Consider the following 25,553-nt stretch of genomic DNA (forward strand, 5'->3'; position numbering starts at 1 on the left):
CGGCCGGCCCCCACGCGCCCGCACGTCACAGGGCCCGTGACGCGTAGGCCCTGACGTCCGCGTCGGTGTCCGTCAAGGCGGTGGCGAGCGCCGAACGGGCGGCATCGGCCTCCGCGGTGGAGACCGCGGCGGACGCCGCCCCCGCGTGCCGCACGAGCGCCAGAACCGCCCCCTTCCGCACGTCCGCGTTCGGATCGCCCAGCGCCTCGGCGAGCGCAGGCACGGCGACCTCGGCATCCGCCGCGGACAGCGCGGTGGCGGCCCCGGCCCGGACCTGCCAGGCAGGGTCGGCGAAGGCACGGACCGCGCGTGAGGCCATCGGCGCGGAGCACCCCGTGCCGCCCAGCGAGGCGAAGGCGGCCCCACGGACCAGGGCGTCCGCGTCCTCGGTGAGCCGGTCGAGCGCGGCGAGGACCACATCGGCGCCGAGGCCGGTGGGAGCGGTGGCACCGGCCGCCGCAGGGACCGGGGCCGGGCTCACCGTCGCCAGCGCCTTGGCCACGGTCACCCGGACCTCCCGGGAGGGGTCGGCCGCCGCGAGGGCGAGGGACTCGGCCGCGTCGACGGAGACCAGGGCCCGGACCGCCTCGATGCGGACGGACGGTTCGGGGTCGTCCAGCGCGGGGGCGAAGAGACGGGCGTCGCCCAGCCGCAGGGCTCGCAGGACGTCGAGCGCGGCGGCGCGGACGACGGGGTCGGACTGGGCGAGGGCCCGCGTGAGCGGGTCGCGCAGGGCCGGTTCGGGCGTGAGCGTCTCGACGAGTTCGCGCAGGGAGGCCGCGGCGGCGGCGCGCACGGCACGGTCGGTGTCGGCGAGAGCGCCGGCCAGCGCCGGACCCGTACCGACGGGGGCGGTCTCGGTGAGGACGGCGACGGCAGCCCGTCGGACGGCGGGTTCGGGGTCGGCCAGGTAGGGCCGGACCGCGTCGAGGTGCGGCTCCTCCTCGGCGACGGCGAGGAGTTCGAGGAGCCGCGGTGAGGCGTCGGTGCCGGCGGGGACATCGGAGTGGACGTCGGTGTCCGTGTCGGGCGCCGCGGTGCCGGACGCCGAGGTGGTGGTCGGCCCGGCGGCGACCGGGGCCGCGTCCCGGGCGCCCGCCGTGGCCACTCCCTCGGGATGCACCTCGCCGATGTGACGGGAGGATCCGCCGACGGGGGTGAAGCCGTCGACGGGGACGGCGTAGGGAGCGACGGGACGAGCAGTGAACTCCATCGAACCGGAGGGGGACTTGTGCAGGTCGAGGTGGTGGAACCAGGAGGAGTCGTCACGCGCGGGATGGTCCGTGCGGTCGTGGTAGAGACCCCAGCGGGACTCCGTGCGGGCCAGCGAGGCACGGGCCGCCATCTCCGCGCAGTCGCGGATGAAGGTGACCTCGGCGCACCGCATCAGCTCGTGCGGAGTGCGCCCGCCCATCTCGGCGATGTCCGCGCGCATCCGCTCGAAGGACTCCAGGGCGAGCGACAGCCGGGCGCCGGACTTGGGAGGAGCCACGTAGTCGTTCACGAAGCGGCGGAGCTTGTACTCGACCTGGGGCTGCGGCGGCCCCTCGGGATTGCGCAGCGGACGGTAGATCAACTCGTGCGCCTCGCGCAGCTGGTCCGCCGGCAACTCGCCCTGGTGGGCGCGGTACTGGGCGGCGTCCGCCCCCGCGAGGTCCCCGAAGACGAACGCGCCGATCATGTAGTTGTGCGGGACGCACGCCAGGTCCCCGGCGGCGTACAGCCGCGGCACGGTCGTACGCGCCTGGTCGTCGACCCGTACGCCCGAGGCGGAGTGGCCGCCGCACAGGCCGATCTCGGAGATGTGCATCTCGACGTCGTGGGTGCGGTAGTCGTGGCCGCGCCCGGCGTGGAAGGTGCCGCGCGTGGGCCGCTCGGTGGAGTGCAGGATCGACTCGAGCGAGGCGATCGACTCCTCCGGGAGGTGACTGAGCTTCAGGTAGACGGGGCCCCGGTCCGAGGCGACCTCCGCGGCGAACTCCGCCATCATCTGCCCCGACCAGTAGTCGGAGTCGACGAAGCGCTCGCCGTGCCGGTTGACCTGGTAGCCGCCGAAGGGGTTGGCGACGTACGCGCAGGCGGGACCGTTGTAGTCCTTGATCAGCGGGTTGATCTGGAAGCACTCGATACCGGTCAGCTCGGCACCGGCGTGGTAGGCCATGGCGTAGCCGTCACCGGCGTTCGTCGGGTTCTCGTACGTCCCGTAGAGGTAGCCGGAGGCGGGCAGGCCGAGGCGGCCACAGGCGCCGGTCGCCAGGATCACCGCGCCCGCGCGGACGGTGACGAACCGCCCCGTGCGGGTGTTGAAGCCCGCGGCGCCCACCGCGCGACCCCCGTCCGTCAGGACGCGCACCGGCATCACCCGGTTCTCGATCCGGATGCGTTCGCGCATCTCGCGCCGCCGCAACTGCCGGTAGAGGACCTTCTTCACGTCCTTGCCCTCGGGCATCGGCAGCACGTACGAGCCGGACCGGTGGACCTGGCGGACCGCGTACTCGCCGTACTCGTCCTTCTCGAACTTCACGCCGTACGACTCCAGCCGCTGGACCATCGCGAAGCCGCGGGTGGCGGTCTGGCGGACGGTGGACTGGTCGACGATGCCGTCGTTGGCGCGGGTGATCTCGGCGACGTAGTCGTCGGGTTCGGCGCGGCCGGGGATGACCGCGTTGTTGACGCCGTCCATACCCATGGCGAGCGCGCCGGAGTGCCGTACGTGCGCCTTCTCGAGGAGCAGCACGTCTGCGCCGTGCTCGGCGGCGGTCAGCGCGGCCATCGTGCCGGCCGTGCCGCCGCCGATGACGAGGACGTCGCAGGAGAGTTCCTCGGCGTCACCGAGAGCGGGGATCTCCAGGAGGGCGCCACGCGTGTCGCGGGTGTCCGGGGTGTCCACCAGAGTGCCTTTCACGTACTGAGGGAGGTGAGGACTTCGCGCCGCAGGGCCACCCGCGCCGGGTCGTCGCGCGCCGTACGGTCGCGTGGACGCGGCACCTCGCGGACCGCGGTCAGCCGGCCGGATCCCAGGAGCGCCACGCGGTCGCCGAGGAACAGGGCCTCGTCCACGTCGTGGGTGACGAAGACGACGGTCGCGCCCGTGCCGTGCAGCACCTCCACCAGCAGGTCCTGCATGCCGGCGCGGGTCTGGGCGTCGAGGGCGCCGAACGGCTCGTCCATCAGGACGGCGCGCGGACGGGGGGCGAGCGCCCGGGCCAGTTGCGCGCGCTGGCGCTGGCCCCCGGAGACACGGTGCGGCAACTGCCCCGCCCGGTCGGCGAGTCCGACCCGGTCGAGCCAGGACCCGGCCTGCCTCCTGCGTTCGCCGCGCGGCACGCCCTGGATGGCCAGCGGGAGTTCGACGTTGGCCCGCAGGGTGCGCCAGGGGAGCAGGGCGTCCTCCTGGAAGACCAGCGCGCGGGTGGCCGCCGGTCCTTCGATCCGGTGCCCGTCCTGCTCCAGCGTCCCGGCGAGGGTGGGCAGCAGTCCGGCCAGGGTGCGCAGCAGCGTCGACTTGCCGCAGCCCGAGGAGCCGACGACGGTGAGGATCTCGCCCGGGGCGACGTCCAGGTCGACGGCGGTGAGGGCGGTGGAGTCGGGACGGCCGAGGGTGGCCGAGCGGAGGGTGAGCCGGGTGCCGCGTACCGGCGCGGGATCCTCCGCCGGGGCCGGGACGGCGGAGGTTCGGGTCTCAGACGAGGTGCTCATCGCGTGCCTCCTTGCCGTTGCCGTTGCCGTGGGCGGCGGTGCGGGCGGTAGGGGAGACGCCCTCGGATACGGCCCCGGCCGGGGAGGCGGCCCTGGGCGTCCTGGCGCGTGCGCCGCCGGGAACGTACGACGTGCGGGGCAGCCAGCGGGTCAGCCGGCGGCCCAGGAGTTCCACGGCGGTGGAGGTGAGCCAGCCCAGGACGCCGATCGTCACCATGCCGACGAAGACGCCCGGGTAGTCGACGACGGTGTAGTCCTGCCAGGTGCGGTAGCCGACGCCGTACTGGCCGGAGATCATCTCGGCGGAGATCACACAGATCCACGAGACGCCGATACCGACCGAGAGGCCGCCGAAGATGCCGGGCAGGGCGCCCGGCAGGACCACCGTGGCGAGGATCCGGCCGCGCCCGCCGCCCATGGTGCGGACCGCCTCCTCCCAGACGGGCGTCAGCGCGCGGACCGCGTGCCGGGTGGAGACCAGCACGGGGAAGAAGGCGGCCGTGCAGGTGATGAAGACGATGCCCTGTTCGTTGCTGGGGAACAGCAGGATCGCCACCGGGACGAGGGCGATCGCGGGGATCGGCCGGACCACTTCGAGGACCGGTCCGAGCAAATCCTCGGCGAGGCGGGAGCGGGCGACGGCCACGCCGGTGGCGATGCCCAGGACGGCGGCCAGGAGGAAACCGGTGAGGATCCGGGTGAGGCTGTCGGTGAGGTCCGTCCAGTAGTTGTCCCCGCCGAGCCGTTCACCGAAGGCGCGGGCCACGTCGGCCACGGTCGGGAACTGCGAGAACCGCAGCCACAGGTCCACGTCCAGGCTGGTCAGCAGCTGCCAGGCGACCAGGGCGGTGGTGAGGGAGGCGGCGCGCAGGGCGTAGCGGGCCGCTCCGGTGCGCCCGCTCACGACGACTCCGGATCGGCCGCGGCGCGCGCCAGCGCTTCGGCGTACGGGAGCGTGCGCGCGCCCTCGTGTCCGGCGACGTACGCCCGTGCGCCGGACGCCGTGACGAACGGCAGCAGCGCGTCGCCGTCGGCCACCCACACGGCCTTGTCCGCGAACCAGAGGGTCCCGGTGGTGGTGTCGGGGACGTACGCGGCACGGACGGAGCCCTTGTGTCCGGACACGTGACGCAGGAGAGAGGAGGGCGACTTGAAGGTACGGGTCCCGGTGGCGCCCTCGGTCCACACCTCGCCCGCGGCGGCCGGGGGAGCCGCGGTGAGCTGCTCGGCGTACGCGCTCGTGCCCAGCGCGCGCTTCACGTACCGGTCGTCGACGAAGGCGTCCACGTCGACGTCCCCGACGAGCTTCGCGGACTTCAGGACGGAGACGTCCTTCTTCAGGGCGGAGATCAGCCGGGGCTTGAGCGCCAGGTCGAAGGTGGCGATGCCGTGCGCGCCGTTGTAGAGGTGGACGACCTCGGCGGGCAGCCCGGTCGCCTTCGCGACCTTCTCCGAAGCGGTCACCGGATGGTCGTGGAGGTAGTCCGTCGCCTCCGACTGCGCCCTGAGGAAGGCATCGAGGACGGCGGGGCGTTTCTTCGCGAAGTCCTGGCGGACGGTCACCCCGTGGAAGGTCGGCAGGTTCAGCTCGGCGCCGTCGTAGAGGGCCTTCGCCTTGCCCTGGAAGGCGAGCAGGCCCGGCCAGGCGACGAACTGGGAGAGCGCGTCCGCGCTGCCCGCCGAGAGCGCCGAAGCACCCACCGCGGGCTGCTGGTTGAGCTTCTCGATGTCGCCCTGCGGGTCGATCCCGGCGCGCTGCAGGGCCCGTACGAGGGTGCCGTCGGCCGCCGAGCCGATGCTCGTAGACACCTTCTTGCCGCGCAGGTCCTTCAGCGAGGCGAGCTTCGAGTCCGGCGCGGTGACGATGGTGTTGAGGCCGCCGCGCAGGTTGTAGCCGGTGACGGAGACGAGGCGGGTGGGGCGGCCGAGCTGGGTGCCGCGGGCCGCGTTGATCAGCAGCGGGAAGTCGCCCATCGAACCGATGTCGATCTTCCCCGCGGTCATCTGCGCGGTGATCGGGGCGCCGGTGGCGTAGTCCTGCCAGTTCACCTTGTAGGTCTTGCCGTCGCCCAGCGCGTTCAGTTGCTTCTCGAAGTAGCCGAGGGAGCGCAGGAGGGTGCCCGCCGTGACCGTGTTGATGGTCTTGGACTGATAGCCGACGGTGACGGCGACCGTGGAGCCGTCACCGGCCTCGGCGTCACCGCCGCAGCCGGCCAGCGGGAGCAGCAGGGCGACGGCGGTGACCGCGACCACCGGACGTTTCAGGGCCGGGCGTTTCGGGGCGGTGCGTTTCTTGGAGGTCATGGGGGTTCGGGCCTCTCACCGGAGCAGATAGGGCATGTTGACCGTGACGGCTCCGGTGGGACAGCGGGCCGCGCACGGGCCGCAGTACCAGCACTCGTCGACGTGCATGTAGGCCTTGCCGTTGCTCTCGTCGATGGCGAGGGAGTCCAGCGGGCACATGTCCACACAGAGCGTGCAGCCGTCGATGCACTTCGACTCGTCGATGGTCACGGGCACGTCGGCCCGCTGGGGCGCCAAGGGCATGGCTGTCTCCAGGAAAGTCCCGCTGAAGCGGGCGAGGGGGCGGAGGACTCAGAGCGAGCGGCGCAGCAGACCGCTCATCGTGATGCGGTCGCCGCGGAACCGGATGAACTCCAGGTCGACGGGGCGGCCGTCGGCGAGGTGCGTGAGACGTTCCAGCATCAGGACGGCCGAGCCGCGCGGAGCCTGCAGCACGGTCGCGGAGTGCGCGTCGGCGTTGACGGCCTCCAGGGTGATCTCGGCGTGGCCGAGCGGCTGTCCGGTGATGGCTTCCAGGAGGCGGAAGACGTCGGTGTTCTCCAGGTCGGCGCCGAGCAGCGCGGTGCCGAGGTCGAGCGGGATGTAGGTGAGGTCGAGGGAGAGCGGCAGGCCGTTCAGCCGTCGGAGCCGCTCGATGTAGAGGACGTCGGCGCCGACGGGCACCCGGAGCCGTTCGGCGACCGGGGCCGGTGCGGCGACGGGGCCGGCCGAGCGGACCTCGTTGCTGACCCGGCCGTGTTCGCGCAGGGTCTCCGCGAGTCCCATCAGCCGGTCGAGCCCGTGCGGGTACTTCTCGGCGACGACGACCGTGCCGACACCGGGCAGCCGTGCCACCAGGCCCTCGGCCCGCAGCAGGTCGAGGGCCTGGCGCACGGTGTTGCGCGAGGTGCGGTAGTCGGCGCCGATGGCGGTCTCGTGCGGCAGCGTGCCGGTCGGGAAGCCGCCCGCCAGCACCTGGTGGCGCAGCAGGTCGGCGAGCTGCCTGGCCTGGTCCGCACGCAGCCTGCGCCGGCGGGCGGCGACGGTGGTCGCGCCCTGGCCGGCGTGGTCTCGGATGCGTTCGGTGGGCATGCGACGGACCCTACCCAGGGGGTGTGGGGAGTGGTGTTGCCGGAGTGTTGCGCCACCGAGGGCTCCGACGGTTGGGTGGCTGAGCTGGGCTTTTGCCGGGGGCGCGGGAAGATCTGCCACTGCGGTCGGCTGTTTCGGCGGGGTGCGCCGGCTTGGCCGCCTCGGTGTGGTGCGGTGCGGTGTGGTGTGCCGGGGCCGGGTTTCGCCGGCGCGGGGTTGTTCGCCGGGTGTGGGGCGGTGGGGGCTTGTCGCGCAGTTCCCCGCGCCCCTGAAGGGCGCCCCTGGCGGGGCGGCCCACCCGGGGCGCCTTTCAACAATGGGCGCGCGCCCCGCTGCCCGCCCCGCTGCGCGCTTCGCTCGCGGCCTGCTACGCGTCCGGCTACGAGGCAGGTCCGTCACGCGGCTCGCTGCGCGCCCCCGTCACGCGCCCGGTGCGATGCGGCCCGTCACCTCTCCGAGGCCTACGCGTGTGCCGTCGGGGCCCGGGGCCCAGGCGGTCAGGGTCACGACGTCGCCGTCCTCCAGGAACGTCCGCTTGCCGGAGGGGAGTTCGAGGGTGTCCCGGCCGTTCCAGGTCAGCTCCAGGAGCGAACCCCGTTCGCCGTCGGAGGCCCCGCTCACGGTGCCCGACCCGTACAGGTCGCCCGTGCGCAGCGAGGCCCCGTTCACGGTCATGTGGGCCAGCTGCTGGGCGGCCGTCCAGTACATCGTGGAGAACGGCGGCTCCGACACCACATGGCCGTTGACGGCGACCGAGATGCGCAGGTCGTAGCCGCCCGGTTCCTCCGGGGCGTCGTCCGAGGTGTCGTCCAGATAGGGCAGGAGGGGGTGCGTGCGCGTCGGAGGCGCGACCCGGGCGTCCTCCAGTGCGTCGAGGGGGGTGATCCAGGCCGACACCGACGTGGCGAAGGACTTGCCGAGGAAGGGGCCGAGGGGGACGTACTCCCAGGCCTGGAGATCGCGCGCGGACCAGTCGTTGAGGAGGCAGAGCCCGAAGACGTGGTCGCGGAAACCGCTCAGCGGCACCGGTGTGCCCATCGGGGAGGGCGTGCCGACGACGAAGCCGACCTCCGCCTCGATGTCCAGGCGGACGGACGGGCCGAAGACAGGCGCCGGGTCCGCGGGCGTCTTGCGCTGGCCCGAGGGGCGTACGACGTCGGTCCCGGAGACCACGACGGTGCCCGACCGGCCGTGGTAACCGATGGGCAGGTGCTTCCAGTTGGGGGTGAGGGAGTCCTCGGCGTCGGGGCGGAAGATCTGGCCGACGTTCCGGGCGTGGTTCTCGGAGGCGTAGAAGTCGACGTAGTCGGCGACCTCGAAGGGGAGGTGGAGGGTCACCTCGGAGAGCGGGTGCATGAGGGGCGCGACGGTCTCGCGGTGGGCGGGCACCGTCACCCACGCGGTGAGCGCCCGCCGCACGTCCGACCAGGCGGTGCGGCCGGCCGCGAGCAGCGGGTCGAGTGAGGGGCGGGCGAGCAGGGCGGCGTACGGGGAGCCGAGCTCCACCGCGGCGGCTCCCGCGTCGAGGACGTGGTCGCCCAGCCGGACGCCCACGCTCCGGTGCTCGGGGCCGCCCGGAGAGCCGTTCCGGGAGAAGACACCGTACGGAAGATTGTGCGGGCCGAAGGGATCGCCCTCGGGGACATCGAAGGGGGGCATGGGGTGCTGCCTCGCTTTCCGTGTGGGTGGAGCACACGTTACGGGGAGGCGCGGTTCGGGGGCAGTGTCTAAAGAGTTCGCAATGTCCGATTAAGGGTGGGGTCGGAGTGGTTGATTCCGGCTTAGCTTCCTTCAGGGGGGCACGGACGGGGTGGGTCCGGGTCCAGGGATGTGTGGGACACGTGGGGGGACCCGTGGCCAAAAGTGCTGCCAGCGTGCCGTTGTACCTGGATCGGGAAGTGCCTGGCCTGATCGTGAAGTTCGGCGACTATCCGCTGCATCACGGCGGAGTGGGCGCGATCCGCAGCCTGGGGCGGCTGGGCGTGCCGATGTACGCGATCACCGAGGACCGGTACACGCCTGCCGCGGTCTCGCGCCATCTGCGGCGCGCGTTCGTCTGGCCGACCACGGGGACGGAGGGAGCGGAGCGGCTCGTCGACGGGCTGCTGCGTGTCGGGCGCCGGATCGGACGCCCCGCGGTGCTGATCCCGACCGACGAGGAGGCCGCGGTCCTGATCGCCGAGCACCAGGTGGAACTCGCGGGAAACTTCCTGTTCCCCCGGGTGGGGGCCGCGCTTCCACGGCGCCTGGCCAGCAAACAGGGCCTGCACGAACTCTGCGTGGAACACGGCGTACCCAGCCCGGGGGCCGCCTTCCCGGAGTCGTACGGGGAGATCGAGGACTTCGCTGCGAAGGCGAGGTTCCCGCTGGTGGCCAAGAACCGCGAGGCGTTCGTGCGCCGCGCGCGGCCGGCCGTGCACGGGACGACCCGCATCGCCACCCAGGAGGGTCTGTTACGGCTCGCCCGTGACTGGGGCGAGCGGCCGGGCGTGATCCTCCAGGAGTATCTGCCCCGGGAGGAGGCGGAGGACTGGATCGTGCACGCCTACTTCGACGCGGACTCGACGCCGCTCGCCATGTTCACCGGCGTCAAGGTCCGCTCCTGGCCGCCGCACGCGGGCATGACGGCGAACGCGTACGTCGTCGACAATCCCGAACTGGCGGACCTGGCCGCGCGGTTCATCAAACAGATCGGCTTCAGCGGCGTCATCGACCTCGATCTGCGCTTCGACCGCCGTGACGGCCGGTACAAGCTGCTCGACTTCAATCCGCGGATGGGCGCCCAGTTCCGGCTCTTCGAGAACGAGTCGGGGATCGACGTCGTCCGCGCCATGCACCTGGACCTGACCGGCCGGCCCGTTCCGGAGGGGGAACAACTGGCCGGCCGGCGCTACATCGTGGAGAACATCGACCTGCCGGCCCTGCTCGCGTACCGCCGCAGCGGCTACACGACACCGCACGCTCCCGCTCGCGCGAGCGGTACGGAGCTGGCGTGGCTGGCGGCGGACGACCTGCGGCCGTTCTTCACGATGCTCGCGCGCTTCGTACGGCCCGGTGCGAAGCATCTGTACCAGCTGTGGAGGGACGGCCGCCGCGGAGCCGGCGTGGCGCTGGGCCACCGATGACGACGGCCGGCCCGCGACGGACCGGCGAACGGCCGGCCGGCGGACCGGCGGCAGGACCGAAGCAGACCCGCAGCCGTGCGCAGGCGTGTGCGGGTGGGATCACGGAATGACGAAGTGGTGTTCTGGGGAGGGGACTTCGTGATGGAACCGGTGGCAGTGATCGGTGCCGGGCCTTTCGGCCTGTCCACCGCCGCGCATCTGAGGGCGCGCGGCATTCCGGTACGGGTGTTCGGTGAACCCATGGTGAGCTGGCGGGCGAACATGCCCGAGGGGATGCTCCTCAAGTCGACCCCGGCCGCCTCGAACATCGACGCCCCGCAGCCGGGGCACGACCTCGTCGACTACTGCGACGCGGCGGGCATTCCCCGCCTGGTCACGGACGAGGACATCGTCCCGGTCGAGACCTTCGTCGGTTACGGGGAGTGGTTCCAGCAGCGGCTCGTGCCGGAGCTGGAGCGGGTGCGCGTCGTCTCGGTCGACCGCCGGGCCGACCTCCGGGAGGGCCGTCGCGGGACGCGGCGCGACGCCGGCCGCGGACCCGGGGGGTTCGAAGTCAAGCTGGACTCGGGCGAGGTGTTCACCACGCGGGCGGTCGTCGTCGCGACCGGTCTGTCCGGGCTGGCGCACCTGCCCCGCGAGCTGGCCGCGGCCTCGCCCGACGGGCCGACGCCCACGGGCCCCGTCTCGCACAGCTCGCAACTGCACGACCTGTCCCGGTTCGCCGGCCGGGAACTGATCGTCGTCGGCGCGGGCCAGTCCGCCCTGGAGACGGCGGCGCTCGCCGCCGAGGCAGGCGCACAGGTGCGCGTGGTGGCGCGCGGAAAGGGGTCTGTCGACTTCGGCGCGCCCCCGTGGCAGCAGCCGCTGCTGCGCCCCGAGTCACCCTTCGGGCGGGCCTGGTCGTTGTGGGCTCTCACCTACTATCCCCACCCGTACCGTCATCTGCCCCCGGCAGCCCGGCACTTCCTCGTCCGCAGCGTCCTGGGTCCCCTCGGCGCCTGGTGGCTGCGCGAGCGGTTCGAGGGGAAAGTGCAGGTGAGCGAGGTGGCACGGATCACCCGCGCCTCCGGGAAGGCGGGCGGGCGGCCGGCCCTCACCGTCCGGACCCTCGGCGGCCGTATCGAGGAACTCTCCGCGGACCACATCGTCGCCGCCACCGGTTACCGCGTCGACCTCGCCGCGATGGACTTCCTCGGGCACGAACTGAGGACCCGGCTGGCCGTGAGCCGCGGAACACCGAGGCTGGGCGCCGGATTCAGCTCCTCCGTGCCCGGTCTGTACTTCACCGGGCTGCCGGCGGCCGCCTCGTACGGTCCGGTGATGCGGTTCGTGTGCGGGACGGAGTTCGCCTCACCGCGGCTGGTCCGGCATCTGGCGGGACGGCACCGCTGAAACCGGGGCGCGGGCGCACTCGATGGGAGCGCGCGCGGGCGTACGCGGGCGGTCGGGAGAGGGGCGTGAATCGGGTCGGTGGAGTGGCCGATATGTCATGGGATCGGCCTGAACTCCCGGGGCCTGCTGGGACACGCGACGACGCGTGGGGTGGTCGAGGTGTCGGACGACGTCCGGTTCCCGTCGAGTCGCTGGGGGATTCGGTCCGTATTCTCTGATCATGGCCCCCCCGATTGCATATTCACTCATCGCCACTGACCTGGACGGGACGCTCCTGCGAGGCGACGACACCCTCTCGGACCGGTCGCGTGCCGCACTGGCGATGGCGGTCGGGGCAGGCGCCCGGCACCTCGTGGTGACGGGGCGCCCCGCGCCGCGCGTACGCCCGCTGCTGGACGAACTGGGCAGCCAGGGGCTCGCGGTGTGCGGACAGGGCGCGCAGTTGTACGACGCCGGCGCGGACCGCATGGTGTGGTCCGTCACGCTCGAACGTGAGCTGGCCGAGGTGGCTCTCGGCAAGATCGAGGCGGAGGTCGGCGAGGTGTACGCGGCCGTCGACCAGGACGGTGTCGACGGTCTCACGCTCATCGAGCCGGGCTACGAGATGCCCCACCCGACGCTGCCGGCGGTACGGGTGCTGCGGCGCGACGACCTCTGGACGCAGCCCATCAGCAAGGTGCTGCTGCGCCACCCCCTGCTCTCCGACGACGAGTTGGCGTCGGCCGCCCGTGGAGCGGTCGGTTCGCTCGCCACCGTGACGATGTCCGGGCCCGGTACCGTCGAACTCCAGCCATGCGGCATCACGAAGGCGACGGGTCTCGCGCTCGCCGCCGGCCGGCTGGGCCTCACGTCGGCGCAGACCATCGCCTTCGGGGACATGCCGAACGACATCCCGATGTTCGACTGGGCCGCGCGCGGGGTCGCGATGGCCAACGCCCATCCAGAACTCAAGTCCGTCGCCGACGAGATCACCCTCTCGAACGAGGACGACGGCATCGCGGTGGTCCTGGAGCGCATGTTCTCCGGCGCCGGGACCGGCCGGACGGGCCCCCTCGTCGGCCGACAGGCCGGTCCGGGAGCCCGCTCGGGCGTCGGTCAGTAGGCTCCGAAGACGTTGTCGATCGAGCCGTACCGCGCGGCGGCGTAGTTGCACGCCGCCGTGATGTTGGCGACCGGGTCGAAGGGGTCCAGCGACGTACCGGTCACGTGGTACGCCGTGAAGGTCGGGTCGATGACCTGGAGGAGCCCCTTCGACGGCGTACCGGCGACCGCGTTGGAGTCCCAGTTGTTCATGGCCTGCGGGTTGCCCGACGACTCGCGGATGATGTTGCGGTAGATGCCGTCGTAGCTGCCCGGGATCCCCTGCTGGGCCATGACGTCCAGCGACTGCTTGATCCAGCCGTCGAGGTCGTCCGTGTAGGTCGTCGCGGCGGCCGGGGTGACGGCGGACGCCGTGGTCGCCTTGGCGGTCTTCGCCGGGGTCCGGCCGTTCTTGGTGCCCACGGTCAGCTTGAGGCCCGGGCGGATGGCCGAGGGGTCGTTGCCGATGACCGCGCGGTTGGCCTTGTAGAGCTTCTTCCAGTCGCCCGTGGTGCGCGCCTTGGCGATCTTGGACAGCGTGTCGCCCTTGACCACCTTGTACGTGACCAGTGAGACCTGCGGGACCGCGTTCGGAGCGGCCTGCGCCGCCTGGACGGGCTGCGCGGCGTGGGCGCCGGTGGCTCCCACGAGGGGGAGCGCGAGTGCGGCTCCGCCCGTTCCGGCGGCGACGATGCCACGGATGAGGGTGCTGTTTCCGGGACGGCGGTGCTTGCCTCGTGCGGGCATGGCGAATTTCCTCTCCGGCGCCTGCGAGGTGAGCTGTCGGGTTCGGGCGGGAGATGCCCGGTCGCGTGGTGTGCGCGACTTCACCCCTAGCCGTTCCGATATCCGGACCGGCGGCTTACCTGGGTCCCCCGCTCCTGCCGTACGCGAGTGAATGGGTGGCTGGGTTTTCCGGGCGGCGGCAGGATTAGGCGATCCGTCCGGAGTGACGTGAACGTATGCGAGAGCACATGCAGTGAACAAGCCCTGAATTCGCGCAGCGGCGGCCATGGCCTGCCTTGTCGGGCGGATATCCCTTGATCAAAACGGAAGGCAAAGTTCAACTTGCTTTCCGTGAAGGGAAGTCGACGGAACCGACAAAACGATCACTTCGGGCAGGCGTGACCCAATTCACGGACGCAGATGGGGGATTAAGGAAACGGTTCTCCAATTCGGGCAAGTCGGATGTCTTCGGGATGTTACGGCGACTTACGCCCCATATTGAGGGGATAATGTCCGTAAGAAAGGTGATACGCCATCTTCTGTGGACGCCGGACGATCAGGCGTCGCAGGTGGTCACAGCTCGGGCACAGGTGAGGCCCGCACTCCTGGAATTCACCGGGGGGCGCGGGCCTCACCGTGAATGAGCGCCGGTCGTTCGTGGAGCGCGTGAACTCATCCCGCCGTACGCGGAATCCGCTTCTCCCAGGTGCGGTGGAAGATCACCTCGTCACCGTCCTTGCAGATCACTTCGTTCGAGGTGATGAAGTCCGCCTCGTCGCAGGTGATTTCGGAATGCGACTCGACGCTCGCGTCCCAGGGCATTTCCGGTCGGTGCAGCCGGACGGACCAGTCGGACCGGGCGCGCGCCGACAACGGATCGGACTCATTGATCGTGTACGTCTCCAGCGCGTCCTCGGTGAATTCGAGCCCGTCCGGATAGACGCGTGTGCCGCCGTATCGCGGATCCACTTCGAGACGCCACTCACCCTTGGCGACATCGCGGACCACGAGGCGCTCGGGGCGCGGATCGTCCAGCGTGGCGGGGAAGTTCACACCCAGCGGAGCCGACTGCTCCGGTTCCGCGAAGGCGATGGAGGGGTCCGACTCCTGCGCGCGGAGCGGGAGTTCCAGGACGCTCCCCGACGGAGTGAGGGTGAAGCCCGCCTCCGAGCCCGGCTGGGGCCAGATCCACGGCCAGTACGCGGAGGAGACGGCGAGCCGGATGCGATGGCCGGGAGGGAAGGCGTGGCCGATGCCGTTCAGCTCGAAAAGCACCTCCTCCGTAGAGCCCGGTTCCCAGGGAACCACCCGGTCACGGCCATGACGGGCTGTCAGGTTCAGGGCGCCTCGGGTGACGAGCGTCGAGGAGCCGTCGGGGGCCACGTCGCACAACCGGGCCACTACTTGTCCACGTTCCGTCGGCGAGGTGAGTCTCAGGCGCACGCGCGGGCGGCCCAGTACCCAGATCTCCTGCGGGACCTCGAACTCGAAGCACACCGACCGCGCGTCCTCCTCCCGCTGGTCGGGCGGCAGGTCCGCCTCGTTGCCGAAGGGGAAGAAGCGGCCGGCTTCCAGCCCCGTGTGCTGAGGGGAGCGCACGATCACGGGGGCGCCCTGGAGCGCGTACGGCACGTGGGCGACCAGGGGAGAGGGCCAGGCCCGGTCGCCGACCCAGCGGCCGGGCAGGGCCGGGTACACCGTCGCGGGAGGGTGCGAGTCGCTGACGTAGGAGCGCAGGAGCGGCTCGGACATCACGCCGGAGTCGGTGCCCTTCAGCCAGTGGTCCCACCAGCGCAGCGTCTCCTGGAGGAAGCCGATGGCCGGCCCCGGCGGCAGCCCCCGGTCGGGGTACTGGTGCGACCAGGGCCCGATCAGGCCCCGTACGCGGTCCGCCGGGAGGTGTTCCACGAGCCGCAGCACGGTGTCCCGGTACGGGTCGTGCCAGCCGCCGACCGCGAGCACGGCCGCGTGGATCGCCGAGTAGTCCTCGCACACGCTGCCGCGGCGCCACTGCTCGTCCCTCGTCTGGTGGGCGAGCCAGGTGTGCAGGAACGGATCGACGGACTCCAGTCGTTGCACCCACAGGTCGCGCCATGACTCGCCCGCGTACGCGGGATCGGGAGGGCGCGACACGAACGCGAGCATGGTCGCCGCCCACGCGTGCATGTCGACGGCGAGTACGGAACCACCCATGTAGTGCACGTCGTTGTCGTAGCGGTCGTCCGACGAGCAGACCGTGACGACCGCCTTGAGCGGCTCGGGCGCGAGGGACGCGATCTGGAGGGAGTTGAAGCCGCCCCAGGAGATGCCGAACATGCCGACCTTGCCGGAGCACCAGGGCTGTGCGGCGAGCCATTCGACGACCTCGACCCCGTCGGCCAGCTCCGTCGCCGAGTACTCGTCGCCCGGCAGTCCCTCGGAGTTGCCGTGCCCGCGGACGTCCACGCGTACGGAGGCGTAGCCGTGGCCCGCGTACCAGGGATGGCGCTGCCGGTCGCGCGGAGCGGTCCAGTCGGTCAGCCGGTACGGGAGGTATTCGAGCAGGGCCGGCACGGGTTCGCCGTAGAGGGGCCGCCACACGCGCGCGTAGAGCTTGGTTCCGTCCGTGAGGGGAACGCGGATGTCCTCGTGAAACGTCTCGCAGGGGAAGGACGTACGGATGCGCATGGGTGTCACCTCAGTGGACGGGGTGCATCGTGCGGCGCAGCCAGGGCGCCGCGGCGATCACGAGCAGACCGGCGGCCACGGCGATCGCGCCGTTGACGCCGAAGTAGGCGGGCTTGGACACGTCGTCGTAGAACTTCACGGTCTGGGCCTGGATGCCGTTGGCGAGGGCCAGGGAGAGGAACCAGAGGGACATCGTCTGGCTGGCGAAGGCCTTGGGGGCGAGCTTCGTGGTGGCCGACATGCCGGAGGTCTCCAGGAGGATGTCGCCGAGCCCCAGCAGGAAGTACGAGCCGACGATCCACCACACGGACATCAGGTGGTCGTCGCCGTCGTGGCCGGAGGTCGGCAGCACCATCAGCAGGAACGACAGCCCGCCGAGCACCACACCGAACGCGATCTTGTTGGAGGCGTGCGGCTGGCGGTGCCCCATCCGCACCCACAGCGCGGCCACCACGGGGGCCAGCGCGACCTCGAAGGCGCCCAGGGCGGACGCGTACCAGCCGGCGGGGAAGTCGAAGCCGAGGATCGTCGTCTCGGCGTTCGACGCGGCCAGCAGGATCATCGTCGAGTACGCCTGGAAGAGGATGAAGTTGAAGACCGTGGACGCCAGGAACAGGACGATGTACGGGCGCAGCCGGCCCCGTTCCTCGGCAGTCACCCTCGGACTCCTGAACATCACCGTGAAGTAGACGACCGGCGCGATCACCGAGACCAGGGTGAGCAGGTCCACGAAGCGGTCCATGGTCAGCACCCCGGCGAGGGCCAGGAGGACCGCGAGAACCGCCACCGCCAGGAGGCCCAGGACGATCAGCCGGACCGCGCGGCGCATGGCCGCGGGCGGCAGCGCGAACTCGGCCGCCTGTCTGCGCCCGGCCAGGTGACGGCGGCCCGCGACGTACTGGACCAGGCCGAGGGTCATTCCGACGGCCGCCGCGGAGAAGCCCCAGTGCCAGCCCCGGTGGTCGCCCAGCCAGCCGGTGATCAGCGGGCCCGCGAAGGCGCCCGTGTTGATGGCCATGTAGTAGAGCGCGAAACCGGCGTCGCGGCGGTCGTCGTCGGTGCGGTAGAGCTTGCCGACCATGGTGGCGACGTTCGGCTTCAGCAGGCCCGTGCCGGCGCTGATCAGGCCGAGGCCGGCCCAGGTGGCCGCCGCGGTCGGCACCGCCATCGCGTAGTGGCCGCAGGCGATCAGGATCCCGCCCCACAGGACGGCCCGGTACGAGCCGAGGACGCGGTCGGCGAGCCAGCCGCCGGCCACCGAGACGAGGTAGACCAGCGTTCCGTACGCGGCCGACACGGAAGCCGCCGTTCCGGCGGACATGCCCATGCCTCCGTGGGCGACCGTGTCCGCGAAGTACAGGACGAGGATCGCCTGCATCCCCAGGAACGAGAAGCGCTCCCAGACCTCAAGCCCGGAGAGCGTGAGCAGGCCCCTGGGCTGGCCGAAGAAGGCGTGGTCGTCGGCGGGGCCGGGGGATTCGCCCCCGGGCTCCGGATCGGGTGCGGAACCGGTTTCGATCGCGCTGCGGGACAAGATTCACCACCTCCTGAAAAGCCAGCCTCTTTCAGGAGGTATCAGGCATATCGGCAGATCAAGAACATACCTTCCATGGTCCGATACCGCCCGGCCTGGTCGAAGGGGCAAATGGGATCAGGCGGAGCGTGTCCGGCAGGGCGGTGGCGGGTGACGGGCGGGCGCTCATCGTGATCGAAAGACGACCGGATACGCTGACTTGAGTGCCAGCAGCGACACATCGACAAACACCCGCAGCACACAGCACACCCAGAGCATCCAGAGACCGCCGTTGAGAGCGTCAGCAGACAGGAGACCCTCGTGACCGTCGTCGGGCCGTTCGGGCTGAGCGTGCGGGACCAGGCTCTCGAAGCCGATGTCCAGGCCGGATTGGCGGCTGTCGAGGAGGGACTGCTCGAAGCCACCAAGAGCGAGGTCCCGTTCATCACGGAAGCCGCGCAGCACCTCGTGCGTGCGGGCGGCAAGCGGTTCCGGCCGCTGCTCGTGATGCTCGCCGCCCAGTTCGGTGATCCGTACGCGCCGGGCATCGTGCCCTCGGCGGTCGTCGTCGAGCTGACCCACCTCGCCACGCTGTACCACGACGACGTGATGGACGAGGCGGACGTGCGCCGCGGAGTGCCGAGCGCCAACAGCCGCTGGGACAACTCGGTCGCGGTCCTCACCGGCGACTTCCTCTTCGCGCGGGCCTCGCACATCCTGGCCGATCTGGGCCCCGAGGCCGTCCGCGTCCAGGCGGAGGCGTTCGAGAGGCTGGTCACCGGCCAGATCCTGGAGACGGCCGGACCGCGCGACGGACGCGACCCGGTCGACCACTACATGGACGTGCTCGGCGGCAAGACCGGCTCGCTGATCGCCGTGGCGGGACGGTTCGGCGCGATGATGTCGGGCGCCGACGAGACGGTCGTCGACGTACTGACGCAGTACGGAGAGCGGCTCGGCGTCGCCTTCCAGCTCGCCGACGACGTGCTGGACATCGCGAGCGACTCGCGCGAGTCCGGCAAGACGCCGGGCACCGATCTGCGCGAGGGCATTCCGACGATGCCGGTCCTGCGGCTGCACGAGCGCGTCGAGCGGCTGGGGCTCGCCGAGGACATCGCCCTGTCCGAGCTGCTCGCGTCGGACCTCACGGACGACGCACGGCACGCGGAGGCGCTGGCCAGGCTGCGCGTCCACCCCGCGCTGGACCAGGCCCGCCGCGACACCGTGCGGTACGCGGAGGACGCCCGCGCCACGCTGGCACCGCTCCCGGAGTGCGACGCGAAGGCGGCTCTGGTGGAGCTGTGCGACGCGGTGGTGCACCGGGCGGGCTGACCCGCGCGTCCCTTTTCGCCCTCAAGATCCCCTCTGGTGTGTGATGCAGGTCACATACTTGGAATGAGTCCAGTCTGAGATCTGTTCCGTAGTCCAGTACAGAAGCTGGCGCAGGGGGCGTCAGCGGTACTACGGGGAGAAAAAGAATCATGGGGACGATCGTTACGTTCGCACAGCGCCGTAAGAGCCTCGTCATGACCGGTGTCGCGGTGGCCGCCGCGGCAGGTGTCGCCGCCGCCGTCATCCCCGCTGTCGCCGACAGCGGCGGCTCCGGCACGAGTTCGAGCACGGGCGCGGACCACTCGGGGCACGGCGACCAGTCCATCCAGGTACAGAGCGGCACGGCCGCCGGCGGCACGGGCGGCACCATCCTCGCCGCCAGCCTGAACGGCGCGAACGAGGTACCGGTGCAGGGCGGCCCCGCGGTCGGCGACAAGGACGGCGCGGCCCTCGAATTCGTCAGGGTCAAGGGCGACAAGGTGTCCGTCGCGGTCAAGTGGCGGGGCACCGGCAAGCCGGTCATGCTCCACATCCACCAGGGCGCCAAGGGAGTCAACGGCGGCGTCAAGGTCGACTTCACCAAGCTGCTGGACGACGCCCGGGGCCGCACGGTCACCGGCACGGTCAAGGTGAAGGACGCCACCCTGCTCGGGAAGCTGAAGGCCGACCCGGGCAGCTTCTACGCCAACCTGCACACCGCCGAGTTCCCTGGCGGAGCCGTCCGGGGGCAGCTCCACAAGGTCACCACCGACTTCGACTTCCGGCAGGCGCTGCACAACTTCCAGGCCTCGGTCGTCAAGGGCAAGCAGATCTACGAGTGCAAGAAGGCGGCCGACGGCACCACGGCCTTCGCTCAGCGTGATGTGAGCGCCCTGCTGGGCGGCCCCATCGCCCACTCGTTCGTGAAGCCCAACTCGGGCACTCCGCAGTGGATCGCCGCCGACCGCAGCGCGGTGACCGGTGCGGTGATCTCCAAGACGCCGAACGGCGACAAGAACATCCCCGAACTGGACCTCAGGGCCACGCAGTCCGGCAAGCACCGGGGCCTGCTCGCGGGCACCGCGGAGATCCTGCGCCTGAACACCGTGGGCGGGGTGGCTCCGGCCGGCTCCTGCAAGGTGGGCAAGATCGTGGGAGTGCCGTACGGGGCGGACTACGTCTTCGTGAACCGGTAGATCCTTCTCGTGAACCGGTAGATCCTCTTCGGTTCCGGCCGACCGGTGGGCCCCTGCTGATCCACACCGTTCCACGCGGTCCGGAAGGGGTTTCACCGCGCATGGGCGTGCAACACGGACGGCGTCTCTCCTGTTCGACCCCTACGGGTCGGGAGAGGCGCCGTCCACCCATGTCATACCCCAGGTGTACGCGGAGTTGGCTCCGAGGTCTGACGCTTTCCGGCGGCCGGTTTGGTCAGATGGGACACACCACTTCACAGGAGTTCGGGTGACAATGGCGGCCAGGGGTGGACGAGTGCGAGGACGGTAAGCCGCCGCCGACGACGGAGGTAGGGCACACATGGCACCGTACGAATCCGACGACAGCTCGACCGGGGACGAGGCCGACGACATGCGCGCCGGCCGGCGCAAAGCGACGCGGTACGTCGTTCCCGTGGCGGTGGTGGGGGTGGCGGCGGCGACCATCGGGCTGGTCCCGGCGTTCGCGGGCTCCGGCGACCCCGACCTGCCGGACGTCACCGCCCAGCAGCTCATAGAGAAGATCGCCGCTTCGGACGTGCAGCAGCTGTCCGGCACGGTGAAGATCAGCACGGACCTCGGCCTGCCGAACCTCGGCGGCCTGGAGAGCAGCCTCGGCGGTGTCGCGGGCGGCGGACGCGACGGCTCGGGCTCGTCCGCGGACCCGTCGTCCAAGCTGCTGGAACTGGCGTCCGGTACGCACACACTGCGGGTCGCGTCCGACGGAGAGGGCAAGCAGAAGCTGTCGCTCCTCGACAAGGCCGCCGAGTACAGCGTGATCCACAACGGCGACGAGGTGTGGGCGTACGACAGCAAGTCGAACGAGGCGTACCACATGAAGGACGCCTCCTCCGGCTCCGCCGGGAAGGGCGAGAAGGGGACTAAGGACAGGTCCGAGGACGTGCCGGCCACGCCCAAGGAGCTGGCCGAGGAGGCGCTGAAGGCATCGGACGACACGACGTCCGTGACCGTCGACGGTACGGCGCAGGTCGCCGGGCGGGACGCCTACAAGCTGCTGATCAAGCCGAAGCAGTCCGGTTCGACGGTCGGCGCGATCTCCATCGCCGTGGACGCGAAGACCGGTCTGCCGCTGAAGTTCACGCTCACCCCGGCGAGCGGCGGCGCGGCCGTCGTCGACGCGGGCTTCACCGAGGTCGAGTTCGCCAAGCCGGCCGCGTCCACCTTCGACTTCAGCCCGCCCAAGGGCGCGAAGGTCACCGAGGGCGACGAGCTGAAGGCCGACGGCCCGGCGGCCAAGGAGCACAAGGGAGACAAGGGAGACAGGGGACGTCCCGGGGACGGCGAGGACCTGGGCAAGGAGTTCCAGGGCCTGAACGTCATCGGTGAGGGCTGGAGCTCCATCGCCCGGTTCGACACCGGCGGCGAGGGCCTGCCCTCCGAGGGGGCCGGCGGCGGCGACGCGGGCCGGTTCCTGGACTCGCTGGGCGACCACGTGAGCGGCAAGTTCGGCTCGGGCACGGTCTTCTCGACCCGCCTGGTCAACGCGCTGATCACGGACGACGGCAAGGTCTACGCGGGTGCGGTCACCAAGGACGCGCTGGTGAAGGCGGCCAACGCGGCGAACTAGGTCCCGTCGGCCCCCTGCGAGCGGGGTTCCCCGTCGAGGGCGAGGCGAAGTGAGGGAGTCGATGGCGGAACTGTCCACCGCGGACGGGGGCACGGAGGGTTCGGGCGGCACGGCGGGTTCGGGCGGCCCGGCCGCGGACGCGAAGGCGACCGCGGACCGGGGCGCCGTCGCGGGCACGGACGACCGCGTGGCCGCGAGCGACCCGGGCGACACCGTGGACGCACGCGACACGGGTGACACCGTGATCGCCACCCGCGCCCTCACCAAGCGCTACCGCGGTGGACAGCTCGCCGTCGACGGTCTCGACCTGGCCGTCCCGGCGGGCAGCGTCTTCGGCTTCCTCGGACCGAACGGCTCCGGGAAGACGACCACCATCAGAATGCTGATGGGCCTGATCGAGCCGACCTCCGGCGCGGCCCGCGTCCTGGGCCGGCCCATGCCACGCGCCACGCGTACCGTCCTGCCGCACGTGGGCGCGCTCATCGAGGGCCCGGCCCTCTACGGCTTCCTCTCCGGCCGCGACAATCTCCTGCGGTACGACTCCGCCGACCCGGCCGCCGACCCGCGTACCCGGCGTGCGCGCGTGGCGACCGCGCTCGACCGGGTGGGGCTGACGGCCGCGGCGGGCAAGAAGGCGAAGGCCTACTCGCTGGGGATGAAGCAGCGGCTCGGGCTCGCGGCGGCGCTGCTGCAGCCCCGGAAGCTGCTCGTGCTGGACGAGCCGACCAACGGACTCGACCCGCAGGGGATGCGTGAGATCCGCGCCCTCGTCCGTGAGCTGGCCTCGGACGGCACGACGGTGTTCCTCTCCTCGCATCTGCTCGACGAGATCGAGCAGGTCTGCACGCACGCCGCGGTGATGGCGCAGGGCCGGCTGATCAGCCAGGGCCCGGTGGCCGAGCTGGCGACGGGCGCGCGCAGCCGGCTCGTCGTGACCACACCCGACCCGGGCGACGCGGCCCGGGTGCTCAAGGAACAGGGCATGAGCGATGTCGTGGTCGCCGAGCACCGGGTGAGCGCCGACCCGCCGGACCGCGACCTCGCCGAGGTGAACGCGGCACTGGTGACGGCCGGCGTCCGCGTCCGTGGCTTCGGGATCGAGCGGGCCTCGCTGGAGGACGCGTTCGTGGCGCTCACGGGAGAGGGATTCGATGTCGCGGGCTGAGATCGCGGAGCCGTCGGAGACGGAGGCGGGGACCGAGCCGGCGGAGGTGACGGCCGCCGGAGGAGCCGTCGCGGGGCGGACGCCGAGCCCGCTGTGGACTCTCGGCCTGCTGCGCAACGAGCTGAGCACCACCCTCCGCCGCTGGCGCACGCTCGCCCTGCTCGCAGTGCTCGCCGCGGTCCCGGTGCTGGTCGGCATCGCGGTCAAGATCGAGACGAGCGACGGGTCGTCCGCCGGGGGCGGCGGGGGAGAGGGGCCCGCGTTCATCGCGCAGATCACCAACAACGGACTGTTCCTGGTGTTCACCGCGCTCGCCGCCACGCTGCCGTTCTTCCTGCCGATGGCGGTCGGCGTCGTCGCGGGCGACGCGATAGCGGGCGAGGCCAACGCGGGGACGCTGCGCTATCTGCTGGTCGCACCGGCGGGGCGGACCCGCCTGCTGATCACCAAGTACGCGACCACGCTGGCCTTCTGTGTCATCGCCACCCTCGTCGTGGCGACCTCGGCGCTCGTCGTGGGCGCGCTCCTGTTCCCACTGGGCGAGCTGACGACGATCTCGGGGACCCGCATCAGCTTCGGCGAGGGACTGGGCCGGGCCCTGTTCATCGCACTGGTCGTCGCCGCGTCACTGATCGGGATCGCGGCGCTGGGGCTGTTCGTCTCGACCCTCACGAACAGCGGGATCGCGGCGATGGCGACGACCGTCGGCCTGCTCATCACCGTGCAGATCCTCGACCAGATACCCCAGCTCCACGCGATACAGCCGTACATCTTCTCGCACTACTGGCTGTCCTTCGCCGACCTCATGCGCGATCCCGTCTACTGGGACGACCTCATCCGCAACCTGGAACTCCAGGCGCTGTACGCGGCGGTGTTCGGCACGGCGGCCTGGGCGCGGTTCACGGCGAAGGACATCACCGCGTAGGGCGGGGCCCGACCTCGGGGCCGGCTCTCAGCTCTCGTAGGGGAAGCGGGCGAGCGGGGGCTCCGTGGCGAAGAACGTCTTGGCCCGGGTCAGGGCGCCGGAGTCGGCGAGTACGTCGCCGGGCTTGCTGCCGTTGCCGAGGAGGACCCCGCCGAAGCGCATCCCCAGATACGCGGCCGAGTGGTTGAGCGTGCCGACGAGGGGGCCGGCGACCTCTTCCTCCTCGTGGGCGAGGGCGGTGACACCCCACAGGGTCCGCCCGGCCATCGTCTTCTTGAAGTCGACGCCGGGGGTGCGCAGCCAGCCCGACCAGTGGTCGAGGTAGCGCTTGGTGGACGCGGACACCGAGTACCAGTACAGCGGCGAGGCGATGACGATGTCCGTCGCCGCGAGCGTCGCGTCGAGCAGCGTCGCCGTGTTGTCGCCGGACGGCCGGACGTGGTCACTGTCGTGGCGCAGGTCCTCGAAGTCGGGCAGGGGATGCCCGGCCAGGTCGATCCAGCGCTGGGTGACATCGGCGGGCAGCTGCTCGGCGGCCCTGCGGGCCAGCAGCTCCGTATTGCCGTTGGCGCGGCTGCTGCCCAGAAGGAAGAGGAAGTGGCGGCTCATGAGGGCTCCGTCATGTAGGGCGTCCGACGACTGCACGCGCATGCACTAACACGCGTATGCAGTATATGCACGTGCATGCAGTCGTCGGCCACCCCTGAGCGAGCCGGGTTGCGGGGTAGGGGTTACTCCGACAGCTCCCACACCGCGTACGCGAGCGCGTCACTGTTGCGGTTCAGGGCGGTGTCGTTGATGTTCGTCGTCGTGTCGCACGAGGAGTGGTAGCAGCGGTCGAACGCCACACCCGCCGTGCCGCCCCACTTGGTGACCTGCGCCGCGGTCTTGCGGGTGCTGGCACCCGTGAAGAGGCCGCCGACGGGGATGCCCGCGCTCTTGAAGTAGGCGTGGTCCGAGCGGCCGTCGCCCTCGGTCTCGATCTCCGTCGCGACGCCGAGACCGGTGAAGTAGTCCTTGAAGGTCTTCTCGATGGCCGGGTCGTCGTCGTAGACGAAGTAGCCGGGGTTCGGCGACCCGATCATGTCGAAGTTCAGATAGCCGCTGATCTTCGCGCGATTGGCGGTGCTGAGGCTGTTGACGTAGTAGCGAGAGCCGACCATGCCCAGCTCCTCGGCCCCCCACCAGGCGAACCGCAGATGCTTGGTGGGCTGGTACTGCGCCCGCGACACGGCGAGCGCGGCCTCCAGGACGGCCGCCGAACCGGAGCCGTTGTCATTGATGCCGGCCCCCGCGGAGACGCTGTCGAGGTGGGAGCCCGACATGACGACCTGGTTGGCGTCGCCGCCGGGCCAGTCGGCGATCAGGTTGTAGCCGGTGCTCCCGGAGGAGGTGAACTGCTGGATGGAGGTGGTGAATCCGGCCGCGTCCAGCTTGGCCTTCACGTAGTCGAGGGAGGCCTTGTAGCCGGCGCGGCCGTGGGCGCGGTTGCCGCCGTTGGCGGTGGCTATGGACTGCAGCTGGGTGAGGTGGGCCTTGACGTTGGCCAGGGGTATGTCCGGTGCGGCGGCCACGCGTGCGGGCGCGGCGTCGGCTATCGCGCTCGTCGTGAGCAGCGCGGCGATCGCCAGGGCGGCGGCGCCCGTGGCACGTCCGGGAACGGAGAGCTTCATGTGGGGGGCTCCGAATTCCTTTGGATTCCTTGGATTCCTTGCGGAAATGGGTGCCTGATGGTGAAGCTGAGGCTGACCTTCCGTCAAGAGCACAATCCGG

At 71.2% G+C, this 25,553-nt stretch carries 20 protein-coding genes and 1 riboswitch; of the genes, 8 read left to right on the forward strand and 12 right to left on the reverse strand.

Going from position 1 to position 25,553, the window contains the following annotated elements; all coding sequences use genetic code 11:
• Nucleotides 1–25 precede the first annotated feature (25 nt).
• The 7 genes from OHS59_RS26135 to fahA all read right to left on the reverse strand — a co-directional run bounded on the left by OHS59_RS26135 (nt 26) and on the right by fahA (nt 8,733).
• The gene (locus tag OHS59_RS26135) at nt 26–2,905 is read right to left on the reverse strand and encodes a fumarate reductase/succinate dehydrogenase flavoprotein subunit (protein ID WP_443061500.1); all 2,880 of its coding nucleotides are present in this window, start codon (nt 2,903–2,905) and stop codon (nt 26–28) included.
• Nucleotides 2,902–3,699: an ABC transporter ATP-binding protein gene (locus tag OHS59_RS26140; protein ID WP_328495828.1), complete on the reverse strand. Its 798-nt coding sequence runs from the start codon at nt 3,697–3,699 to the stop codon at nt 2,902–2,904. Before OHS59_RS26140 ends, OHS59_RS26135 begins: the two co-directional genes overlap by 4 nt.
• A complete protein-coding gene (locus OHS59_RS26145) occupies nt 3,683–4,603 on the reverse strand; it encodes an ABC transporter permease (protein WP_328495829.1) in 921 nt (306 codons plus the stop codon). The genes OHS59_RS26140 and OHS59_RS26145 overlap by 17 nt, the downstream gene beginning before the upstream one ends.
• A complete protein-coding gene (locus tag OHS59_RS26150) occupies nt 4,600–6,003 on the reverse strand; it encodes an ABC transporter substrate-binding protein (RefSeq protein ID WP_443061501.1) in 1,404 nt (467 codons plus the stop codon). Before OHS59_RS26150 ends, OHS59_RS26145 begins: the two co-directional genes overlap by 4 nt.
• Nucleotides 6,004–6,018: 15 nt before the next feature.
• On the reverse strand, nt 6,019–6,246 hold the full coding sequence (locus tag OHS59_RS26155) for a 4Fe-4S dicluster domain-containing protein (protein WP_010986276.1): 228 nt from the start codon (nt 6,244–6,246) through the stop codon (nt 6,019–6,021).
• 48 nt (nt 6,247–6,294) lie between these two features.
• On the reverse strand, nt 6,295–7,074 hold the full coding sequence (locus OHS59_RS26160; RefSeq protein WP_328495830.1) for a GntR family transcriptional regulator: 780 nt from the start codon (nt 7,072–7,074) through the stop codon (nt 6,295–6,297).
• 420 nt (nt 7,075–7,494) lie between these two features.
• Nucleotides 7,495–8,733 (reverse strand): fumarylacetoacetase, encoded by a 1,239-nt coding sequence (fahA, locus tag OHS59_RS26165; RefSeq protein WP_328495831.1) that lies wholly within the window; start codon nt 8,731–8,733, stop codon nt 7,495–7,497.
• 194 nt (nt 8,734–8,927) lie between these two features.
• Here fahA and OHS59_RS26170 point away from each other — a divergent pair, with 194 nt between their 5' ends.
• The 3 genes from OHS59_RS26170 (at nt 8,928) to OHS59_RS26180 (ending at nt 12,693) form a co-directional block, all read left to right on the forward strand.
• The gene (locus OHS59_RS26170; protein ID WP_328495832.1) at nt 8,928–10,199 is read left to right on the forward strand and encodes a carboxylate--amine ligase; all 1,272 of its coding nucleotides are present in this window, start codon (nt 8,928–8,930) and stop codon (nt 10,197–10,199) included.
• 138 nt (nt 10,200–10,337) lie between these two features.
• On the forward strand, nt 10,338–11,591 hold the full coding sequence (locus tag OHS59_RS26175) for an FAD-dependent oxidoreductase (RefSeq protein ID WP_328495833.1): 1,254 nt from the start codon (nt 10,338–10,340) through the stop codon (nt 11,589–11,591).
• A gap of 220 nt (nt 11,592–11,811) precedes the next feature.
• Nucleotides 11,812–12,693, forward strand: coding sequence for an HAD family hydrolase (locus tag OHS59_RS26180; protein ID WP_328495834.1), 882 nt, complete (start codon nt 11,812–11,814; stop codon nt 12,691–12,693).
• On the opposite strand, the gene OHS59_RS26185 is transcribed toward OHS59_RS26180, so the two are convergent.
• The 3 genes from OHS59_RS26185 to OHS59_RS26195 all read right to left on the reverse strand — a co-directional run bounded on the left by OHS59_RS26185 (nt 12,687) and on the right by OHS59_RS26195 (nt 17,598).
• Complete coding sequence (locus OHS59_RS26185) at nt 12,687–13,418, reverse strand: LysM peptidoglycan-binding domain-containing protein (RefSeq protein WP_328495835.1); 732 nt, start codon at nt 13,416–13,418, stop codon at nt 12,687–12,689. The two genes, OHS59_RS26180 and OHS59_RS26185, sit on opposite strands and share 7 nt — an antisense overlap.
• 3 nt (nt 13,419–13,421) lie before the next feature.
• Nucleotides 13,422–13,586, reverse strand: a riboswitch (cyclic di-AMP (ydaO/yuaA leader).
• 483 nt (nt 13,587–14,069) lie between these two features.
• On the reverse strand, nt 14,070–16,064 hold the full coding sequence (locus tag OHS59_RS26190; protein WP_328495836.1) for a CocE/NonD family hydrolase: 1,995 nt from the start codon (nt 16,062–16,064) through the stop codon (nt 14,070–14,072).
• A gap of 10 nt (nt 16,065–16,074) precedes the next feature.
• Complete coding sequence (locus tag OHS59_RS26195) at nt 16,075–17,598, reverse strand: peptide MFS transporter (protein ID WP_443061502.1); 1,524 nt, start codon at nt 17,596–17,598, stop codon at nt 16,075–16,077.
• A 300-nt stretch (nt 17,599–17,898) separates the two neighbouring features.
• On the opposite strand from OHS59_RS26195, the gene OHS59_RS26200 reads away from it, so the two are divergent.
• The 5 genes from OHS59_RS26200 (at nt 17,899) to OHS59_RS26220 (ending at nt 23,780) form a co-directional block, all read left to right on the forward strand.
• On the forward strand, nt 17,899–18,909 hold the full coding sequence (locus OHS59_RS26200; protein WP_328495837.1) for a polyprenyl synthetase family protein: 1,011 nt from the start codon (nt 17,899–17,901) through the stop codon (nt 18,907–18,909).
• A gap of 149 nt (nt 18,910–19,058) precedes the next feature.
• Nucleotides 19,059–20,084 (forward strand): CHRD domain-containing protein, encoded by a 1,026-nt coding sequence (locus OHS59_RS26205; protein WP_328495838.1) that lies wholly within the window; start codon nt 19,059–19,061, stop codon nt 20,082–20,084.
• Nucleotides 20,085–20,424: 340 nt separating this feature from the next.
• Entirely contained in the window at nt 20,425–21,690 is a 1,266-nt protein-coding gene (locus OHS59_RS26210) for a LolA family protein (protein WP_328495839.1), read from the forward strand.
• 61 nt (nt 21,691–21,751) lie between these two features.
• Complete coding sequence (locus OHS59_RS26215; protein WP_328495840.1) at nt 21,752–22,855, forward strand: ABC transporter ATP-binding protein; 1,104 nt, start codon at nt 21,752–21,754, stop codon at nt 22,853–22,855.
• Nucleotides 22,842–23,780: an ABC transporter permease gene (locus OHS59_RS26220; protein WP_328495841.1), complete on the forward strand. Its 939-nt coding sequence runs from the start codon at nt 22,842–22,844 to the stop codon at nt 23,778–23,780. Before OHS59_RS26215 ends, OHS59_RS26220 begins: the two co-directional genes overlap by 14 nt.
• A 27-nt stretch (nt 23,781–23,807) precedes the next feature.
• On the opposite strand, the gene OHS59_RS26225 is transcribed toward OHS59_RS26220, so the two are convergent.
• Nucleotides 23,808–24,389 (reverse strand): flavodoxin family protein, encoded by a 582-nt coding sequence (locus OHS59_RS26225; RefSeq protein WP_328495842.1) that lies wholly within the window; start codon nt 24,387–24,389, stop codon nt 23,808–23,810.
• A gap of 122 nt (nt 24,390–24,511) precedes the next feature.
• Nucleotides 24,512–25,453 (reverse strand): M28 family metallopeptidase, encoded by a 942-nt coding sequence (locus OHS59_RS26230; protein WP_328495843.1) that lies wholly within the window; start codon nt 25,451–25,453, stop codon nt 24,512–24,514.
• Nucleotides 25,454–25,553: the final 100 nt, after the last annotated feature.

It is taken from the genome of Streptomyces sp. NBC_00414 (assembly GCF_036038375.1).
Lineage (GTDB): Bacteria > Actinomycetota > Actinomycetes > Streptomycetales > Streptomycetaceae > Streptomyces.

What these genes read in the sequence shown, in the direction of transcription:
- OHS59_RS26185 (WP_328495835.1), bottom strand. Translation starts at nt 13,418, where the DNA reads ATGCCCGCACGAGGCAAGCACCGCCGTCCCGGAAACAGCACCCTCATC.
- OHS59_RS26190 (WP_328495836.1), bottom strand. Translation starts at nt 16,064, where the DNA reads ATGCGCATCCGTACGTCCTTCCCCTGCGAGACGTTTCACGAGGACATC.
- OHS59_RS26180 (WP_328495834.1), top strand. Translation starts at nt 11,812, where the DNA reads ATGGCCCCCCCGATTGCATATTCACTCATCGCCACTGACCTGGACGGG.
- OHS59_RS26230 (WP_328495843.1), bottom strand. Translation starts at nt 25,453, where the DNA reads ATGAAGCTCTCCGTTCCCGGACGTGCCACGGGCGCCGCCGCCCTGGCG.
- OHS59_RS26220 (WP_328495841.1), top strand. Translation starts at nt 22,842, where the DNA reads ATGTCGCGGGCTGAGATCGCGGAGCCGTCGGAGACGGAGGCGGGGACC.
- fahA (WP_328495831.1), bottom strand. Translation starts at nt 8,733, where the DNA reads ATGCCCCCCTTCGATGTCCCCGAGGGCGATCCCTTCGGCCCGCACAAT.
- OHS59_RS26225 (WP_328495842.1), bottom strand. Translation starts at nt 24,389, where the DNA reads ATGAGCCGCCACTTCCTCTTCCTTCTGGGCAGCAGCCGCGCCAACGGC.
- OHS59_RS26140 (WP_328495828.1), bottom strand. Translation starts at nt 3,699, where the DNA reads ATGAGCACCTCGTCTGAGACCCGAACCTCCGCCGTCCCGGCCCCGGCG.
- OHS59_RS26210 (WP_328495839.1), top strand. Translation starts at nt 20,425, where the DNA reads ATGGCACCGTACGAATCCGACGACAGCTCGACCGGGGACGAGGCCGAC.
- OHS59_RS26160 (WP_328495830.1), bottom strand. Translation starts at nt 7,074, where the DNA reads ATGCCCACCGAACGCATCCGAGACCACGCCGGCCAGGGCGCGACCACC.
- OHS59_RS26205 (WP_328495838.1), top strand. Translation starts at nt 19,059, where the DNA reads ATGGGGACGATCGTTACGTTCGCACAGCGCCGTAAGAGCCTCGTCATG.
- OHS59_RS26215 (WP_328495840.1), top strand. Translation starts at nt 21,752, where the DNA reads ATGGCGGAACTGTCCACCGCGGACGGGGGCACGGAGGGTTCGGGCGGC.
- OHS59_RS26150 (WP_443061501.1), bottom strand. Translation starts at nt 6,003, where the DNA reads ATGACCTCCAAGAAACGCACCGCCCCGAAACGCCCGGCCCTGAAACGT.
- OHS59_RS26155 (WP_010986276.1), bottom strand. Translation starts at nt 6,246, where the DNA reads ATGCCCTTGGCGCCCCAGCGGGCCGACGTGCCCGTGACCATCGACGAG.